This is a genomic window from Bacteroides sp. 3_1_13, from assembly GCF_001185845.1.
Classification (GTDB): Bacteria; Bacteroidota; Bacteroidia; order Bacteroidales; family Bacteroidaceae; genus Bacteroides; species Bacteroides xylanisolvens.
Genome location: NZ_KQ236955.1, coordinates 461,993 through 480,984, shown reverse-complemented (window position 1 = coordinate 480,984; position 18,992 = coordinate 461,993). Strand labels below are relative to the sequence as shown.

The 18,992-nt window shown below is 41.9% G+C and carries 12 protein-coding genes; 11 read left to right on the top strand and 1 reads right to left on the bottom strand.

The annotated features are described in order from the left end of the window. Window positions 1-11 precede the first annotated feature (11 nt). Window positions 12-926, bottom strand: coding sequence for a ribokinase (gene rbsK / locus HMPREF9009_RS01945; protein WP_049701292.1), 915 nt, complete (start codon window positions 924-926; stop codon window positions 12-14). 143 nt (window positions 927-1,069) lie between these two features. Between rbsK and HMPREF9009_RS01940 the strand changes: the two genes are divergently transcribed. The 11 genes from HMPREF9009_RS01940 to HMPREF9009_RS01890 all read left to right on the top strand — a co-directional run bounded on the left by HMPREF9009_RS01940 (window position 1,070) and on the right by HMPREF9009_RS01890 (window position 18,972). Then, window positions 1,070-2,086 carry a LacI family DNA-binding transcriptional regulator gene (locus HMPREF9009_RS01940; RefSeq protein ID WP_004323118.1) on the top strand — a complete coding sequence of 339 codons (1,017 nt, stop codon included), beginning with the start codon at window positions 1,070-1,072 and terminating at the stop codon, window positions 2,084-2,086. Window positions 2,087-3,333: 1,247 nt separating this feature from the next. Beyond that, a complete protein-coding gene (locus tag HMPREF9009_RS01935) occupies window positions 3,334-6,753 on the top strand; it encodes a TonB-dependent receptor (protein ID WP_049701291.1) in 3,420 nt (1,139 codons plus the stop codon). Between the two features lie 20 nt (window positions 6,754-6,773). Further along, on the top strand, window positions 6,774-8,507 hold the full coding sequence (locus HMPREF9009_RS01930; RefSeq protein WP_004296448.1) for a RagB/SusD family nutrient uptake outer membrane protein: 1,734 nt from the start codon (window positions 6,774-6,776) through the stop codon (window positions 8,505-8,507). 19 nt (window positions 8,508-8,526) lie between these two features. Beyond that, the gene (locus tag HMPREF9009_RS01925; RefSeq protein ID WP_083444130.1) at window positions 8,527-9,318 is read left to right on the top strand and encodes an endonuclease/exonuclease/phosphatase family protein; all 792 of its coding nucleotides are present in this window, start codon (window positions 8,527-8,529) and stop codon (window positions 9,316-9,318) included. Window positions 9,319-9,346: 28 nt separating this feature from the next. Next, window positions 9,347-11,503 carry an alpha-N-acetylglucosaminidase gene (locus tag HMPREF9009_RS01920; RefSeq protein WP_049701290.1) on the top strand — a complete coding sequence of 719 codons (2,157 nt, stop codon included), beginning with the start codon at window positions 9,347-9,349 and terminating at the stop codon, window positions 11,501-11,503. An 8-nt stretch (window positions 11,504-11,511) separates the two neighbouring features. Further along, on the top strand, window positions 11,512-12,654 hold the full coding sequence (locus HMPREF9009_RS01915; RefSeq protein WP_049701289.1) for a glycerate kinase family protein: 1,143 nt from the start codon (window positions 11,512-11,514) through the stop codon (window positions 12,652-12,654). 6 nt (window positions 12,655-12,660) lie between these two features. Then, window positions 12,661-13,917, top strand: a complete 1,257-nt coding sequence (locus tag HMPREF9009_RS01910) for a GntP family permease (protein WP_049701288.1) — start codon at window positions 12,661-12,663, stop codon at window positions 13,915-13,917. Between the two features lie 14 nt (window positions 13,918-13,931). Then, window positions 13,932-15,017, top strand: coding sequence for an acyltransferase family protein (locus tag HMPREF9009_RS01905; RefSeq protein ID WP_049701287.1), 1,086 nt, complete (start codon window positions 13,932-13,934; stop codon window positions 15,015-15,017). A gap of 6 nt (window positions 15,018-15,023) precedes the next feature. Beyond that, window positions 15,024-17,207: an alpha-N-acetylglucosaminidase gene (locus HMPREF9009_RS01900; protein ID WP_049701286.1), complete on the top strand. Its 2,184-nt coding sequence runs from the start codon at window positions 15,024-15,026 to the stop codon at window positions 17,205-17,207. A 118-nt stretch (window positions 17,208-17,325) separates the two neighbouring features. After that, entirely contained in the window at window positions 17,326-17,907 is a 582-nt protein-coding gene (locus HMPREF9009_RS01895) for an RNA polymerase sigma factor (protein ID WP_004317492.1), read from the top strand. 108 nt (window positions 17,908-18,015) lie between these two features. Next, the gene (locus tag HMPREF9009_RS01890) at window positions 18,016-18,972 is read left to right on the top strand and encodes a FecR family protein (protein ID WP_008646407.1); all 957 of its coding nucleotides are present in this window, start codon (window positions 18,016-18,018) and stop codon (window positions 18,970-18,972) included. The last annotated feature ends 20 nt before the right edge of the window (window positions 18,973-18,992 follow it).

The following is an 18,992-nucleotide window of genomic DNA, read 5'->3' as shown; positions in this document are numbered from 1 at the left end:
ATTAAGGATGATTATTGTATTTCTTTTCTCAAAGGTATAGATACTTGTGCTCCCATTCTGGTAACAGAAATAGAAGAGGCTTTACTTGCAAATATAATTGCATCTTTTAGATTTTTGCCCTCAGACAGAGCTACGCACAGTCCGCCGCAGAATGTATCTCCGGCAGCGGTTGTGTCTACTGCTTCTACCTTGAAGGCTGGAATGTGGATAAACTCATTGTTTTCATAGGCGAGAGCTCCTTTGGCTCCCATCGTAATAATGACAGTTTTTATGCCTTTCGAACTAATATAACGAATCGCTTCTTTTGCCGATTCATCATCTGTAATGTGCATTCCCGAGATGATTTCAGCCTCTGTGACATTAGGAATAAGAATGTCGACATTGGCTAATAAATCGTCAGGCAGTTGTTGGGTAGGGGCAGGGGCGGGATTTAATATAACGGTAATTCCATCTTTTTTCGCCATTTTGGCTGCATAAGTGACACTCTCGATTGGAGTTTCCAACTGCATGATGACGATGGATGCCTGTTTGATGGCAGGTTCTGCATGCTGTATGTCATCAATAGATAAAGTCCCGTTGGCTCCGGAAGCAACAACAATACAGTTTTCCCCTTTTTTGTCGACATTGATAAGAGCTACTCCTGACGGTTCCTGCAGGGCAATTCCTACATAAGTAGTGTCGATCTTTTCTTTGTGAAACATTTCCAAGGTTTCATTTCCAAAAATGTCATTCCCTATTTTGCATATGAAAGTGACATCTCCTCCTAGTCTTGCAGCAGCTACGGCTTGGTTAGCTCCTTTGCCGCCATGATTCATTAAGAAGTTTCCTCCTAGAATTGTTTCTCCTGGTTTTGGTAGACGGTCTGATTTGATAACCATGTCCGTATTACTACTACCTATCACTACGATTTTCTTCTTTGTGTCCATATAATGAGTATTAAGTATTAAGGCGAATTGAATCGTAAACGATGCGCAATCGTTTGCGCAAATGTAGAAATTTTTTTCAAAACAAAATATTTTTCTTGCTTTTTTCTCAAATAAAATGTTATTTTTGCAAAAAACAACCAGTAATGAAGAAAACTCTGATTGATGTATCAAAGAAGACTGGGTATTCTATCTCTACGATTTCTAGGGTCTTAAATGGGAAATCGGAGAAATATAGAATAAGCCAGTCTGCTAAGGAGGTTATTTTGCAGTCCGTTAAAGAATTGGACTATCAGCCTGATATAGTTGCGCAAAGTTTGCGCAACAACACGACATATACTATAGGCCTTCTTGTACCACACATAGATAATCCTTTTTTTGCCAATATAGCAAGTGTTGTCATCCGTGAAGCACAACGTTATAATTATACTGTCATGCTTATCGATACCCTGGAAGATCCTATTCAGGAAAATAAAGCTATTGATTCGCTTCTGTCACGTAAGATAGACGGAATTATTTTGGTTCCGACTGGTGAAAACCCTTCTAAACTCGAGGAGATTAGTACTAAAACTCCGATTGTGCTAATTGACCGCTATTTTGAGAAGCATAATTTGCCATACGTAGCTACTGATAATTATGTAGGAGCTTATCAGGCAACGAAATTATTATTAGAATCGGGGCATAGTAAGATTCTCTGTATTCAGGGGCCGGATATTTCTATAACGACTAAGGAACGTGTGCGCGGGTATCTTGATGCGCTTCGCGAAGCTGGTTATCAGGATAACGCAATGATAAGAGGAAATGAGTTCTCGATTCAGAATGGTTATATTGAGACTAAGTTGGCTCTGAACTCTACTACAAAACCTACTGCTATATTTGCGTTAAGTAGTACAATTCTTTTGGGAGCTGTCAAAGCGTTAAATGAGCATAAAGTGAGAATTCCTCAAGATATGTCTATCATTTCGTTTGATGATAACTTATATCTGGACTATCTAAATCCTCCTATAACTCGTATTGCACAATCACTGGAGAATATTGGCATTATTGCTGTAAAAATGTTGATGCAGAAGATTTTGGAAGAAACTGAACTGCATTCGGAGATTCTTTTGAAACCTAATATTATAAAACGGGATTCGATAAAGGTGTTAACTGATAGAAAGTAGTATTTTAGATAATAGAAAATCGGGCTTGAACAATATCAAGCCCGATTTTTTACATATTAACACCGTTTCTTATGCTGCCGGATCCGGTGCTTCACCACCGCCTTCATTTACACCTTCTCCGTTGCCTCCATTTCCATTGTCAGGCGTACTTGACACTATTGCCTTTTGACACCAACTATATGAATTTATAAGTATCAAGAGTTCTGGGCTCAGTTGTAATTCTTGGGGATTGGGGGGATTTGATTCAGGGCAATCACATCCCTCACCCTTGCCCCATTCATTAGCGCACCGTTTAACTCGTTTCTATGCAATTATGAATATATTTTATTCATTAACAATATTAAGAATCAGCCTTCTTATTACTGATAAACTACCGTCTTATCGTATACTTTATTTCTATTTATTAATCGCCGATTATAGTTGTCTATCTGGATGACTATAGTAGGCTGATTAGACAACAATAGTCGACTAGGTGGACAACTCTAGTCGGCTTCTTAGATACAAGCTGTTCAATTTGCTAAGATTGACAATGTCGATGCGAAGGTTACGGGCTGTGAAAGTATAAACTGTGGGGATTGTGAAGGCGTGAAGAAAAGACTTTTCTTTATTTGTTCACAGAAAACACCTATCAAACAGATGATTACCATCCGTGAAGGATGTGAAGGTGGAGAACTAAACTTTATTGGGACTTTGGTAATTTTCAACACAATTAGTTCTAAACTGCACGGTTTTTAGTTAAATGAGAATTTAATACAGACAGAAGAACATAAGAACAAAAAATAAAATAGCAGTTCAATAAGCAACAGAAATAAGCTTCAAAGCGCAGCATTTATGTTCTTTTGTTCTTATGTCTAAAAATAAATGATTATTTAGCTCATTTTTGCACCGGGAATGAATCTATTTTTAAGGGTGTGATTGCCCTGAATCAAATCCCCAAAATTTTCAGATTGAGCCGGGTTCTGGTGGAATCACTCATATGTGAGGTGGATGTTGCTCATTCTTTTTCAGGTAAAGACACTAATTTATGCATTAAATGAGAAAATACGATATCCCCCCTTTATATTTTCTTTTAAAAACGATACCTTTGAAGTGTTTTCTTTCTTTTTTATCAAGTATGGATTGATTTCCGGCAAGTTCTCCTATATTTCCCGAATTAATATTCATTAACTTATTTGCCGTAATACTTTTTAATATCTCTTGTGTATTAGCTAATAGATATTGAACTATTAACTTTAAAGACTAATATTATGGAAAAAGATTCTCCTTTTTCATCCACCGGCAGAAGGTGTATTGTAACCCTAATGTGCATATTTGTCACTGCTTTTGTTTATGCACAACAGCAAAAAATATCGATTAGTATCAAAGAGCTTCCTCTTAAAGAGGCTATCAGTCAGATAGCAGAGAAGGCATCGATGAATGTAGCCTATAGCAAAGAATTTGTGGATACGAGTAGGAAAGTGTCATTGGAGGTAAAAGACACAGAGGTAAACAAAGCGCTAACTCTTTTGCTAAAAGGGACTAACATTGGGTTCCGTTTTCTGGATGACAGTATTTTATTTTATAATAAAGAATATCAAAATAAAACTGAACCTGTTGATTTGCAAGGAGAGAAAAAGGAACTGTATGTGAAAGGTAAAGTTACTGACGAGAATGCGGAACCGATCATCGGAGCCACCGTATCGGTAAAAGGCTCGGCCACAGGTACAATCACCGATATCAATGGTCAGTATTCCATCAAGGTACCCTATGGGAGTACACTTCGGTACTCATACGTCGGCTACCGTGAAGAAAGCGTCATAGCGAAAGCAACGACAGTAAACGTAGTGATGAAAGAGAATGCTGTCAGCTTGGAAGATGTAGTAGTTGTAGGTTATGGCGTGCAAAAGAAAGTGAATGTAACAGGTGCCGTATCTATGGTTAAAGCGGAGGCTATTGAGAACCGACCTATTACTAACGTAACTACAGGGCTACAAGGATTGTTGCCTGGAGTTAGTATCGTTTCCTCTTCGGGGCAGCCGGGTGCTGTGCCCAGCATCAACATTCGTGGTACGGGAACTATTAACAGTAGTACAGCACCTTTGATCTTGATTGACGGAGTAGCCGGGGGAGACATCAACTTATTGAATCCTTCGGACATCGAAAGCGTATCCGTACTGAAAGATGCCGCCTCATCAGCTATTTATGGAGCACGTGCCGCTAACGGTGTTATTCTTGTAACGACTAAAAAGGGAGAAAAGAAAGAGCGCGTAGTATTTCAATATAACGGATATGCCGGATTCCAGACTCCCACAGCATTGCCCGAACTTGTTAACGGAAGGGAATACATGGAGCTCTCCAATGAAGCCATGAGTGCTGCCGGATTTTCCAAGCCCTATACACAAGAGGCTTTCGATAAATATGATTCGGGACTATACCCCAACGAATATTCCAATACTGACTGGATTGACGAAATATACAAAAGCCGGGCTTTTCAAACGGGGCATAATGTGAGCGCACGGGGTGGAAGCGAGAAAACCGGATTTTTTATGTCGTATGGTTTCCTGGATCAGGATGGACTGGTTGTAGGTGACGGATATAGTTCCAAAAGACATAATGCGCGTATCAGTGTAAACACGGAGGTATATGATCGTTTGAAACTGACCGGACAGATGAGCTATGTCGATTTCTATAAAAAGGACTTAGGTTATAGCGGCACATCAGGAGTATTCCGCCTGTCACAGCGTATGTCTCCGTTACTTCCCGTCATGTGGCAAATTCCTGATGAGAATGGCCGGATGGTAGATAGTGAGAACTGGTCGTACGGTTCGGTGCGTAACCCCTTGCAAGTAGCCTATGAGTCGGGAATGGAAGAACGGAAAACACGTGTGCTCAATGGTATTTTCAATGCAGATCTCAAAATTATAGACGGACTGAACGTAGGTATGCAGTACTCTGCAAATATATATACCCGCCAAGTGGATGAGTTTAACCCGAAGATGTTGTCTTATTACTCGGACGGTAGCCCGTTGAAAGCAAATGAAGATGCCAAGGACTATATCTCACAAAGCCATCTTGACGTTATGACCCAAACGCTGCAATTCACCCTGAACTTTAATAAAACCATAGGACGCCACGAGTTGGGAGCATTGTTGGGATTTTCGCAAGAGTGGGAAAATAGAAGCACACTGGGTGCTACGCGTGATAATGTGATGGTTGAGGATATTCACGTTATTAGTGCCGGAATGATTAATTTTATGAATAGCGGAACAAAAGACGAGTGGGCTTTGCGTTCTTACTTTGGTCGTGTCAACTATGCTTTTGACGGTAAATACCTGTTTGAAGCTAACCTGCGTGCCGACGGAACTTCAAGATTTGCCAAGGGCAATCGCTGGGGATATTTTCCATCGTTCTCGGCAGGATGGAACTTTTCACGTGAAAAATTCATGGAGTTCGCTACTTCGGTATTGAGCTCGGGTAAGCTGCGTGCTTCCTGGGGTGAGTTGGGAAATCAAAACATTCCCGGTAATTACTACCCTTACTTGTCACCTATCATAACCGAAGAGTCTTATCCTATCGGAGCTTCTAATACACCTGTTATGGGACTTTGGCAAAACAAAATCGGTAATCCCGACATCAAGTGGGAAACCATACGCATGCTTAATTTCGGGGTAGACCTTAGTTTTTTGAACAATAGACTGAATGTGGACTTTGATTGGTATAAGAAAGAGAATATTGACGCATTGGTTCGTCCCGATGTTCCGGCTATTGTCGGGGTTTCCAGTAGTAACGTAGGTTATGTCAATCTTGGTAAGATTGATGTCAAAGGATGGGAACTTAATCTGTCATGGCGTGATAAGATCGGAAGTGTAAATTACAATCTCGGGTTCAATCTGTCGGACGCCCGTAATAAGATTACCGATTTGGGTGGAACTCCGGAGTCGCTGACCAGTACGGCTTCCGGTTCGTATCGTCGGGTAGGTGATCCGATAGGTGCTTTCTATGGTTATCTGACTGATGGACTGGCGCAAGTGTATGACTTCGAATCGGTGAATACAACTACAGGTAAGTACCAGAAACCAAAATTTCCTCTTGTTGCATCACAAAACGGCATTGTACAGCCCGGAGATATTAAGTATCGGGACATCAGTGGTCCTGACGGCGCTCCCGACGGGGTAATTGATGACTACGACAAAGTGGTGTTTGGCGAGAAAGAGCCCCATTACACCTATGCAATCAAGGGTGGTTTGGAATGGAAAGGCATTGATTTCAGTTTCTATTTGCAAGGAGTAGGCAAAGTTGCCGGTTACCTTGAGGATGAGGCTCGGCATGCGTTTATCAATGACTACTCAATCCCTAAAAAAGAGCATCTTGACAGATGGACGCCTATGAATCCAAATGCTTCTTATCCCAGACTTTATCAGTCGCAGGAGCACAACAGGCTCTTCAGTGACTACTGGAAAGAGGATGCATCGTACTTGCGCCTAAAGAATATTCAGATAGGTTATCGTTTTCCTGCCCGAATGGTGGCACCTCTTGGCATTAATAGTCTTAGAGTATATGCTTCGGCAGATAACTTGTTTACTAAAACCGATTACTTCGGAGCTTATGACCCTGAAGTGAGGACCACCAGCGGAGATGTTTACCCGCAAGTAAAAACCTATGTTTTTGGATTATCAATAACATTCTAACCTATTAAACGACTATAAAGATGAAATACTCAAAATACTTTTTAATCATTGCTTTCTTTGGTATAGTTACTTCATGTAGCGATTTTCTGGATAGAACGAACCCTAACGAGCCGGACAATGTAACATTCTGGGTAAATGAAGATCAGCTTAAAAATGCCTTGCCTCCCTGTTACGAAGCTTTACAAAAAGACTATCTCGTGAATTGGAGTGAATCGACGGCCGAAACTGTTATGTGGGGGAATATTACTAGTGGACTAAGTAAGGTTTCGGGAGGCAAGCACTCTTATACTGACGGCTTCCCCTTCACTACCTATTGGACAGGAGCGTATAGCTATATTTATCGCTGCAATAATTTTCTGGACAACTATAATAAAGCGCAGGTAGCTCAAAATAAGAAGGACGTTTATGCCGCAGAAGTAAAAACCATCCGGGCGCTTATGTACTTTTATCTCACGGTGTTTTGGGGTGATGTACCTTGGGTAGGAGAAGTCATCCAGCCCGAAGATGCATATATCGAGCGTACTCCCAGAGAGAAAGTCATTGACCAGCTCGTCGAGGATTTGAAATGGGCGGCAGAGCGCATGCCTGAAGAAAGGTATACAGGCGATAAACTGGGAAGGCTTGACCGCTGGGGCGCTTTAGCCATATTGGCACGTATTGCTTTGCAAAACGAAAGATGGGAACTGGCTGCAAAAACGAGTGAATATATCATCGAAAACAGTCCCTATGGTCTGTATGAATATGAAAAACTATTTCATCACGAAGGGGATGTCGAGAATGATCCGAAAAATATCGAAGCCATCGTATATAGCCTTTTTGTACCTGAAATCCGTACACAAAGTCTGCCCAATGAAACTTGCAGTCCGACAGATTATATACGCCTCAATCCAACGAAGTCGTTAGTGGATGCTTATCTGTGTACAGACGGTAAACCGGCAAAAACCGGATTGGAATATTATAAAAAGACCGGTGTGCAGACCTCATCGTTATACAAGTCGCCTGAAGAGCATTATGTGGATTATTTCCAGAACAGAGATCCTAGAATGAAGATGACTTTATATGCTCCGGGTGACAAATGGCCGGGAGGAGATGACGGTGACCCTGATACGGATAAGGCCAACGAGATATTTAATCTGCCTCGTTTTGCTTCATTGCAAGATAATAACCGTGTGGGGGCAAATAGCCGTACAGGTTTCTATCTGAAAAAGTATAACGATATTGATTTGGCCGGCTCAAGTGTGGGTGGACATGGAAATCTCAATGTCATCCGTTTTGCCGAAATCTTGCTGATTTATGCCGAAGCCACCTTCGAACTACAAGGCAAGAAACTGACACAAACACAGATTGATTACTCCATCAACAGACTTAGAGATCGTGTGAATATGCATCGTATGAACCTTGACGAACTTAGCGCATGGGGGATGGATCTCGAAACCGAATTGAGAAGAGAACGTCGCATTGAGTTGGCAGGTGAAGGTACAAGATACGCCGATGTGATGCGCTGGCGTGAAGGCGAACTTCGCTTTGGACGTGCCATCACCGGTCCCAGCCTGAAAGTTTGTATGAATGATTTGGGCGCCAACCCATATCCCGATACCGGAGTAGATGAGTTTGGTGATGTTATCTACGAAAAGTCTACTGCGGAAGGCGGAGCACGTTACTTCGACGCAACGAAACATTATTTGTGGCCCGTGCCTAATCCCGAGCGTCAGAAGAATCCTCTGTTAGGACAAAATCCGGGCTGGGAAAAGTAATCATTAAAAAATAGAAACCATGTATTCAATGAAGAAATATTTATTATTGTTTTTATGCCTGACTTTGGGTGTTGCCTATGCGCAAGATACTCTACGGGTGCGGGTAATGACCTATAATTTAAGATTTGGCGAACTGGCATCTTTAGAGGAACTTGCTCATCACATCAAATCCTTCAAGCCTGATTTTGTGGCGCTTCAGGAAGTGGATAGCAAAACAGACCGTAAGCGTACCCCGCATCAGAAGGGGAAGGATTTTATATCCGAACTTGCCTATCATACAGGGATGTTTGGGCTTTACGGAAAAACGATTGACTATTCTACCGGTTATTACGGTATTGGGGTGTTAAGTAAATATCCATATATTTCTGTCCAAAAGATAATGCTGCCCCATCCGGTCAAAGAGCATGAGAGACGGGCCATGCTGGAGGGATTATTCGAAATGGGTAATGATACCATTGTTTTTACCTCTACGCATCTGGACGTCAACTCTCAAGAAACACGGGCGGAGCAAATAAAATTTATTACCGGGCATTTCAAAAATTATAAATATCCTGTAATTTTGGGAGGTGATTTCAACGCGCGTCATTACTCGGAGGCAATACGTGGTATGGATAGTTGGTTTGCTGCAAGCAACGATGATTTTGGAATGCCGGCATGGAAGCCTGTGATTAAGATCGATTACTTGTTTGCTTACCCGCAAAAAGGATGGCGTGTGATTAGTACACAAACTGTTCAGTCGCTTTTGTCAGACCATTTACCGATTATTACGGAACTGGAATATGTGAAAGAAGCATCGAAGAAAAAATATTGATACTCACTTATAACATTTATGATTTTCTATGATACATACAATAATCAAGTATTTACTGATTTCAGCAACGCTTTTTTTCTGCTCATGCCACAAGCCTAAGACGGATATTATCACCCCCGCCAAACAGTTAATAGAACGTCAGATTGGGGAAAGAGCACAGTCTATCCACTTTGAATATATCGAACCATCCGACGGTAAAGATATATTCGAAGTGATAGCAAGCGACGGCCGGCTTACCCTAAGGGGAAGTAGCTCCGTTGCTATCTGTTACGCTTTTCATACGTACATGAAAGAGGCCTGCAAGAGTATGAAAACATGGAGCGGTGAACATATAACGTCGGTGATGCCGTGGCCCGATTATGAATTGTATGAACAGGTGTCCCCTTATGAGTTGCGCTATTTCCTTAATGTTTGTACATTCGGCTACACTACCCCTTACTGGGACTGGGAGCGTTGGGAAAAGGAAATTGACAGGATGGCTCTTTATGGTGTAAATATGCCCTTGGCTACCGTGGCCAGCGAGGCCATTGCGGAACGGGTATGGCTGCGTATGGGATTGAACAAAGAAGAAATCCGTGAGTTTTTCACTGCCCCCGCACACCTTCCCTGGCATCGCATGGGCAATCTGAACAAGTGGGACGGTCCCTTATCTGATGCATGGCAACAGAACCAAATCGCTTTGCAGCATCAAATCCTGACCCGTATGCGCGAGTTGGGTATGCAGCCCATAGCGCCTGCGTTTGCAGGTTTCGTGCCGGAAGGATTCGTGCAGAAACATCCCGACACACAATTCCGGCACATGCGGTGGGGTGGTTTTGATGAAGAGTACAACGCCTATGTATTGCCACCGGATTCACCTTTTTTCGAAGAGATAGGCAAACTGTTTGTCGAAGAGTGGGAAAAAGAGTTTGGAGAAAATACGTATTATCTCTCGGATAGTTTTAATGAGATGGAACTGCCTATCGATAAAGAAGATAAAGAAGCGAAATATAAGTTATTGGCCGAGTATGGAGAAACGATCTATAAATCAATTACAGCCGGAAACCCGGATGCCGTTTGGGTTACACAGGGATGGACATTCGGATATCAACATTCATTCTGGGATAAAGAATCGCTTAAAGCCTTGTTAAGCAATGTACCTGATGATAAAATGATTATCATTGATTTGGGCAATGATTATCCGAAATGGGTGTGGAACACCGAGCAAACATGGAAAGTACATGATGGGTTTTACGGAAAGAAATGGATATTCAGCTATGTACCCAACTTTGGTGGGAAAAACACCATGACAGGAGACTTGGACATGTATGCTAGTTCCTCGGTCAAAGCATTACGTGCCGCAAATAAAGGTAACTTGATTGGGTTCGGTTCTGCCCCTGAAGGACTCGAAAACAATGAGGTTGTTTACGAACTGTTAGCCGATATGGGATGGTCATCAGATAGTATCGACCTGGACGATTGGATGAAGATATACTGCGAGGCCCGTTATGGAGGATATCCCGATGCCATGGAGGAAGCTTGGAAGCTTTTTCGGAAAACAGCATATAGCTCTTTATATTCATACCCCCGTTTTACCTGGCAAACTGTAGTACCCGATCAACGGCGGATCAGTAAAATCGACCTTAGTGATGATTACTTGCAGGCTATACGTTTGTATGCTGGTTGCGCTGATGAACTGAAAAGCTCTGAATTATACAGAAACGACCTCATAGAGTTTGTTTCGTATTATGTAGCGGCTAAAGCTGAAAATTTTTATAAGCAGGCCTTGAAAGATGATTCGGAGAATTGTGTTCTCGCAGCGCAACGTAATCTGCAACAAACTGTTGATTTGTTGATGGACGTTGACAGGCTATTGGCTTCTCATCCTTTATATCGATTAGAAGAATGGGTGGAACTTGCGCGCAATAGCGGAACAACTTTTCAGGAAAAAGATGCTTATGAAGCAAATGCCAAACGCTTGATTACAAGTTGGGGTGGTATTCAGGAGGATTATGCTGCCCGTTTCTGGAGCGGGCTGATTAAAGACTACTATATCCCTCGTATACAGCTCTATTTTACAAAAGACCGGAATAAAATCCGAGAATGGGAGGAGCAATGGATTACATCTCCCTGGAGTAACAGTACGACTCCGTTTGATGATCCGGTCGAGGCTGCATTGAATTTAATAGAGAAAACAAATAAGTGATAGCTTTTATGAAAAAGATTGTATTGGCATTCGACTCGTTTAAAGGTTCGGTCGGTTCTTTCGAGATAGCGAAAGCTGCCGAAAAAGCGATTCAGGAGGAATTACCCGACTGTCAGATTATACGTTTCCCCATAGCTGATGGTGGCGAAGGGACTACAGAAGCTTTATGCTCCGCCCTTCATGCCCAAACGGTGTCATGTCGGGTGCATGATCCATTCATGAAGCCAATTGAAGTATCGTATGGCATCGTAAACAATGGTGTGATGGCTATTATCGAAATGGCCTCGGCCTGCGGTCTGCCATTGATTGATTCAAGCCGGAGAAACCCTATGAAGACTACGACTTATGGAGTTGGAGAGATGGTTGCTGATGCATTAAAACGCGGGTGTCGGGAATTCATTATCGGTATCGGCGGAAGTGCTACGAATGATGCGGGAATTGGTATGCTGAAGGCTTTAGGTGCACGCTTTTTGGATAGCGGAAACGGTGAGTTGGAGCCTGTCGGTGAAAATCTGATAAAAGTTCATCAAATAGATATTTCCCAATTGAATCCGGCATTGAAGGAGAGTCACTTTACGATCGCCTGTGATGTTAGTAATCCATTTTTTGGAAAAGAGGGTGCGGCCTATGTATATGCTCCCCAAAAAGGGGCAAATAGTTTGCAAGTGATAGAGTTGGACAATGGGTTGCGGCATTATGCACAGGTGATAAAGGAATATACAAATATGGATATATCGCAACTTCCCGGTGCTGGAGCAGCCGGAGGAATGGGAGGCGGCCTGCTTCCGTTTTTGAATGCAGAATTGCAATCCGGAATAGAAGTTATATTGAAAACGCTTCGTTTCGAAGAGGTCGTCCGACAGGCAGACCTGATACTGACCGGAGAGGGGAAACTGGATCGCCAGACTGGTATGGGAAAGGCGCTGGACGGAATTTTACGTGTCGGTGAGAAATGTCAGGTTCCGGTGATAGCGCTGGGGGGAGCGGTCGAAGCCACCGAAGCGCTTAATAGGATGGGGTTTACTGCCGTACTGCCTATTCAACCTTTTCCGGTAACACTTGAAGAGGCGATGCAACCGGAGTTTACGAAAGAAAATATAGAGAGAACGGTGCGACAGGTGGTGAGAATTATAAAACAATTTACTAAATAATACTCAATGACAGCGATAGGCGCATTAATCGGGCTTTCATTATCCATACTGTTAATCATAAGAAAGCTTTCTCCGACATACAGTCTGATTATCGGAGCGATAGTCGGAGGGTTGTTGGGAGGACTATCTTTAAATGAGACTGTTACGGTGATGACCGAAGGGGTGAAAGAGGTCACCCCGGCGGTATTGCGGATTCTGACAGCTGGAGTCTTGTCAGGCATATTAATACAAACCGGGGCTACCACGGTCATCTCCAATGCGATTATAAACAAAATGGGTGAAAAACGGGTATTTATGGCATTGGCACTCGCAACGATGTTGCTTTGTACGGTAGGCGTATTCATTGATGTGGCTGTGATAACCGTTGCGCCGGTGGCTCTTTCGATAGGCAAGCGTCTAAACCTGTCTCCATCTGTGTTACTTATAGCTATGATCGGGGGAGGTAAGTGTGGAAATATCATATCACCTAACCCGAACACTATTATAGCAGCCGGAAATTTTAATGCGGATTTATCGTCTGTAATGTTTGCCAATATTTTACCGGCAGTGATCGGTTTGTTTTTCACTGTTTTCGTTATTGTCCGTCTAATGCCTCAATCGGTAAAAAACAAAAAAACGATGATGCAAACAGAGGATAAAGAGGAAGAGAGAAATCTGCCCTCGTTAAGAACCAGTTTGATTGCTCCTGTTGTTACGATTGTTTTATTGGCATTACGTCCTGCGGCAGGAATCAATATTGATCCTTTGATAGCTTTGCCGGTAGGTGGCTTATGTGGTGCTATCTGTATGAAACAATGGAAAAACATTCTTCCGAGTATAGAATATGGACTGCAAAAGATGTCTGTGGTAGCTATTCTGCTGATAGGAACCGGAACTATTGCCGGCATCATAAAGAACTCTTCTTTGAAAGACTGGATTCTTACAGGATTAGATCATGCTCATATTAGTGATGCATTGATTGCTCCTATATCAGGCGCGTTGATGTCGGCGGCTACCGCATCGACAACAGCCGGAGCAACACTGGCTTCTTCTTCGTTTGCTGAAACGATATTGGCTATAGGCATTTCTGCGGTTTGGGGAGCGGCTATGATTAATTCCGGAGCTACAGTTCTTGACCATTTGCCACATGGTTCGTTCTTTCATGCGACAGGAGGCGTATGCGAACTCAACTTTAAGGAACGTCTGAAGCTGATACCTTATGAATCGCTTATAGGGATAGTGTTAGCTGCCGGAACGACTATTTTATATATAATAAGTAATTAAAAGAATCAAATATTATGAATCCGAACAAACGGTTACTTTCGCTTGATGTACTTCGGGGTATTACTGTTGCCGGGATGATCTTGGTCAACAATACAGGAAAGTGCGGGTATAACTTTGCCGCTTTTGCACATGCCAAGTGGGATGGCTTTTCGCCAGCCGATCTGGTATTCCCGATGTTTATGTTCCTGATGGGTATTTCGACCTACATCTCTTTGTGTAAGTATAACTTTCAGTGTCGACCGGTGATTGCGAAAATCATAAAAAGAAGTCTCTTATTAATATTTATAGGTCTGGTTATGGAGTGGTTCATTACAGCAATAGATAGTGGTAACTATTTTGATTTGAGTCAGCTCCGGTTGATGGGAGTTATGCAACGGCTTGGGATTTGTTATGGTATTACAGCCTTATTGGCTGTAACAATACCACATAAGCGGTTTATGCCATTGGCCATCATCTTGCTGGCTGTCTACTTTATTTTTCAGTTATTTGGAAACGGATTTGAGAAAAGTGCGGATAATATCGTCGGGATGATTGATTCGGCTATTTTAGGGGCTAACCACATGTATCTTCAGGGTCGTCAGTTTGTCGATCCCGAGGGACTACTTAGTACGATTCCCGCTGTATCTCAAGTGATGATAGGTTTTGTTTGCGGAAAGATAATCATCGACATTAAAGATAATGACCGTCGGATGCTGAATCTATTCCTTATAGGTACCACGCTGTTGTTTGCCGGCTATTTGTTAAGCTATGCCTGTCCTTTGAATAAGCGTTTGTGGTCTCCTTCGTTCGTTTTGCTCACTTGTGGGATTGCGGCATTGTCATTGGCATTGCTGCTCTATATCATTGATGTGAAGCAGAATAAAAAGTGGTTTTCGTTTTTCGAAGCATTTGGAGCGAATCCGCTTGTAATTTATGTGTTTAGTTGCATAGCCGGAGGATTGCTTGTGCATTGGCATATCCATACGGCTGTATTCAATAATTTGCTTAACCCGTTATTCGGAAATTACTTCGGTTCATTTATGTACGGTGTATTTTTCCTGTTGTTCAATGGGCTGTTGGGATATGTTTTGTTAAAAAGAAAAATCTATATAAAATTATAAATCAGAATGAAAAGAAAAAGTGTATACACGTGTCTGATTATGCTGCTTATGTCGTTGGCTCTTCAGGCTAAAGACAAAGACGTAGCTGTTGCGGAAGCATTATTGAAACGTTTGCTGCCGTCATACATCGAGAGTTTTCAGTTTCAAAAGTTAAAAGGAGAGAAAGACTGCTTTACAATAGAGTCCGTAAAAGATAAAATTGTAATCGGTGGAAACAACGCCAATTCAATGGCGATGGGACTGAACCATTACTTGAAATATTACTGTCTCACTACAGTGTCTTGGTATGCGGATATAGCCGTTGAAATTCCTGAAGAATTGCCGATGGTTGGTGAGAAGGTGATTTCGGAAGCGAGAGTGGATACTCGTTTTTTCCTGAATTACTGCACGTATGGTTACACGATGCCTTGGTGGCAATGGAAAGAATGGGAACGTTTTATTGACTGGATGGCCCTTAATGGTATAAATATGCCTTTGGCAATTACCGGACAAGAAGCCGTGTGGTATAAAGTCTGGTCGAAAATGGGAATGTCGGACATCGAAATACGCTCTTACTTCACGGGACCGCCGTATCTGCCCTGGCATCGGATGGCTAACATAGATCGTTGGAACGGTCCGTTGCCGATGGAATGGCTGGAACACCAGGTAAGCTTGCAGAAAAAAATACTCGCGCGTGAGCGTGAATTGAATATGAAGCCTGTATTGCCAGCCTTTGCCGGACATGTACCTGCCGATTTAAAACGGCTCTATCCCGAGGCCGATATTCAACATTTGGGCAAATGGGCCGGCTTTGCTGATGCATACCGTTGTAATTTTCTGAACCCTAACGATGCTCTGTTTGCGAAAATTCAGAAGCTATTTCTTGATGAACAAAAAAAACTTTTCGGAACCGATCATATTTATGGTTTAGATCCTTTCAATGAGGTTGACCCGCCCAGTTTCGAACCCGAATATTTGCGGAAGATAGCTTCGGATATGTACGCTACATTGACGGCTGCCGATCCCAAAGCCCAATGGATGCAAATGACGTGGATGTTTTATTTTGATAAAGATAAATGGACTTCCGAGCGAATGAAGGCTTTGCTGACAGGAGTGCCACAGAATAAAATGATATTACTTGATTATCATTGTGAAAATGTTGAATTATGGAAAAGAACAGAGCATTTTCATGATCAGCCCTATATTTGGTGTTATCTGGGCAATTTCGGGGGAAACACGACTTTGACAGGGAACGTCAAAGAAAGTGGCGCACGACTTGAGAATGCTCTTATTAACGGTGGAGGCAACCTTAAAGGAATCGGCTCTACGCTGGAAGGATTGGATGTGATGCAGTTTCCCTACGAATACATTCTTGAGAAAGCATGGAATCTGAATGTAGATGATGATAAATGGATTGAATGTCTGGCTGACAGACATGTGGGATGCGTGTCGCAGCCTGTGCGCGATGCTTGGAAACGATTATTCAATGACATTTATGTACAGGTGCCGCGCACACTGGGTACTTTACCCGGGTATCGCCCTGCGTTGAATAAGAACAGTGAAAAACGCACAAGTAATGTGTACAGCAATGTTGAACTACTAGAGGTCTGGAGAAAACTGAACGAAGCACCTTCTGACCGGAGAGATGCTTTTCGCTTAGATTTGATAACTGTAGGCAGACAGGTGCTTGGAAACTACTTTCTTGATGTGAAAATGGAGTTTGACAGGATGGTTGAAGCTAAAGATTATCAGGCTTTGAAAGCTTGCGGCGAGAAAATGAAGGAGATATTGAATGATTTGGATAAACTGAATGCCTTTCATCCTTACTGTTCGCTGGATAAATGGATTGATGATGCGCGGAAGATGGGAGATTCTCCCCAGTTGAAAGACTATTATGAAAAGAACGCTCGCAACTTGATTACGACTTGGGGAGGAAGCCTGAACGATTATGCCAGCCGTTCGTGGGCCGGGCTGATAAGTGATTATTATGCAAAGCGCTGGGAGGTGTATATCGATACATTCATCAAAGCGGCCGAGAAAGGTGTAGAAGTGGATCAGAAGCAACTTGAAGATGAATTAAAAGAAATAGAAGAAGGTTGGGTAAATGCAACTGATCGGAAAGATGTTCGAAAAGATATTCATTCAGCAACTGACGGATTATTATCCTTCTCAACCTTTTTATTCAGCAAATATCAAAGACTGGTGAAATAAATAAGAGGCCTGTTTTATTTGTTGCTCGCGATTCATGCTATATCAGAAAGAATTAATATATTTGAAAATAAGGACTTAATATAATAAGTTTTTTATTTTCATATTTAAAATGATTAAGATGTCCCAGAAATACTCACAGGATGAAGCCCAAGCTTTGGTTAAGGCTCTGAAAGAGGGGAACCAGCTGGCATTTAGTATTGTATACAAGACGTATGCGGCGCAGACCTTTTCTTTGGCATTTAAATATCTGCTGAATAAAGAATTGGCTGAAGATGCCGTGCAGAACTTATTCTTAAAACTCTGGCTGAAAAAAGAAGAGATCGACGAAACAAAACCTATAAACAGATACCTTTTTACGATGTTGAAGAACGATCTGCTCAATACGTTGAGAGACTCAAAGAAAAATATCTATTTACTTGAGGATTGCCTTTCAATGGTTTTGGAATTGGAAGACAATTCTCAAAATGAAAACCTTAAGCAAGAACAAATGAACATCATACAGCAAGCTCTTGAGCAACTTTCGCCGCAACGCCGCAAGGTTTTTGAAATGAAAGTTTCGGGAAAATACTCCAATCAGGAAATAGCTGATAAACTTAATCTTTCGATCAATACAATTAAATTTCAATATAGCCAATCTTTGAAGCAGATTCGCGCGACAGTGGGAGAGCTTAGCTTGTTGTTGCTTTATTGTATGATGTAGTTTTATCACTTTTTGCTGATATGGAACGTTCTTTTGAATTAACACGGTTTAACGTAGTCTGTATAATACTTTTTTGTAACAGTGTGTATTACTAATAGATATTGAAATATGAAATCAAAAAAGAAACATACAAATCAGGACTTTGAAGTAGTTGACGGCATCGGGAAATATATGGATGACGACATTCAGAGGATAATAGAAGGCAAACAGCTCGAATTGGGCGACAGAGAATTGCCTCCTTTTGATGAATATCGCATTTATAAGAATATTCAGGAAGCCGTGATGCGGGAAGAAAAACGAAAGAACAGGAGAATAAGGATGCCATTGTTCTTTAAGTGGACGGTAGCCTGTGCAATTGTTTTGCTAGTGATAGGTGTGGGATATAATTTCTATCAAAGTCATAATGAGGCAAACCTTGTTTATCGGGAGGTCTGTGCTGTAAGGGGGGAGAAGCTACTCGTATTACTTCCCGATGGTAGCCGGGTGTGGTTAAATGCCGATTCTAAATTGACCTATCCGGAACAGTTTGCAAAATACAACAGGAATGTTACGCTGGAAGGAGAGGCTTATTTTGAGATAGCAGAAAACAAGAAATCCCCTTTTCAGGTACTTGCCGAGAATGTGAAAATACAAGTGACGGGAACGTGTTTCAATGTAAAAGCATACGCTTCGGATAAGGTAATCAAAACTACACTCGACGAAGGAAGTATAAATATCGGGCATGTGCAAAGCCGCAGGCCTATGCAGCAAATGCTTCCCGGACAAACTGCAGTTTATGAGAAAAGGAGTAATGTAATAAAAATAAAAACTGATAGATATCACGATGATGCTTCGAGTTGGAAGAGCAACCGGCTTATTTTCAGAAATGCATCATTGAAAGAGGTGCTTACAACACTCTCGCGTCATTTTGATATAGAGATTACAGTTAAAAACGAAAAGATTGCTTCGTTTACGTACGACTTCGTTTGTAAAGGGAACGATTTGAACTATGTGTTGGAGGTGATGCAATCCATAACACCGGTTAGCTTTAAAAAAATATCAGAATATACATATACCGTTGAATAAGTAAACTTAATCTAATAACA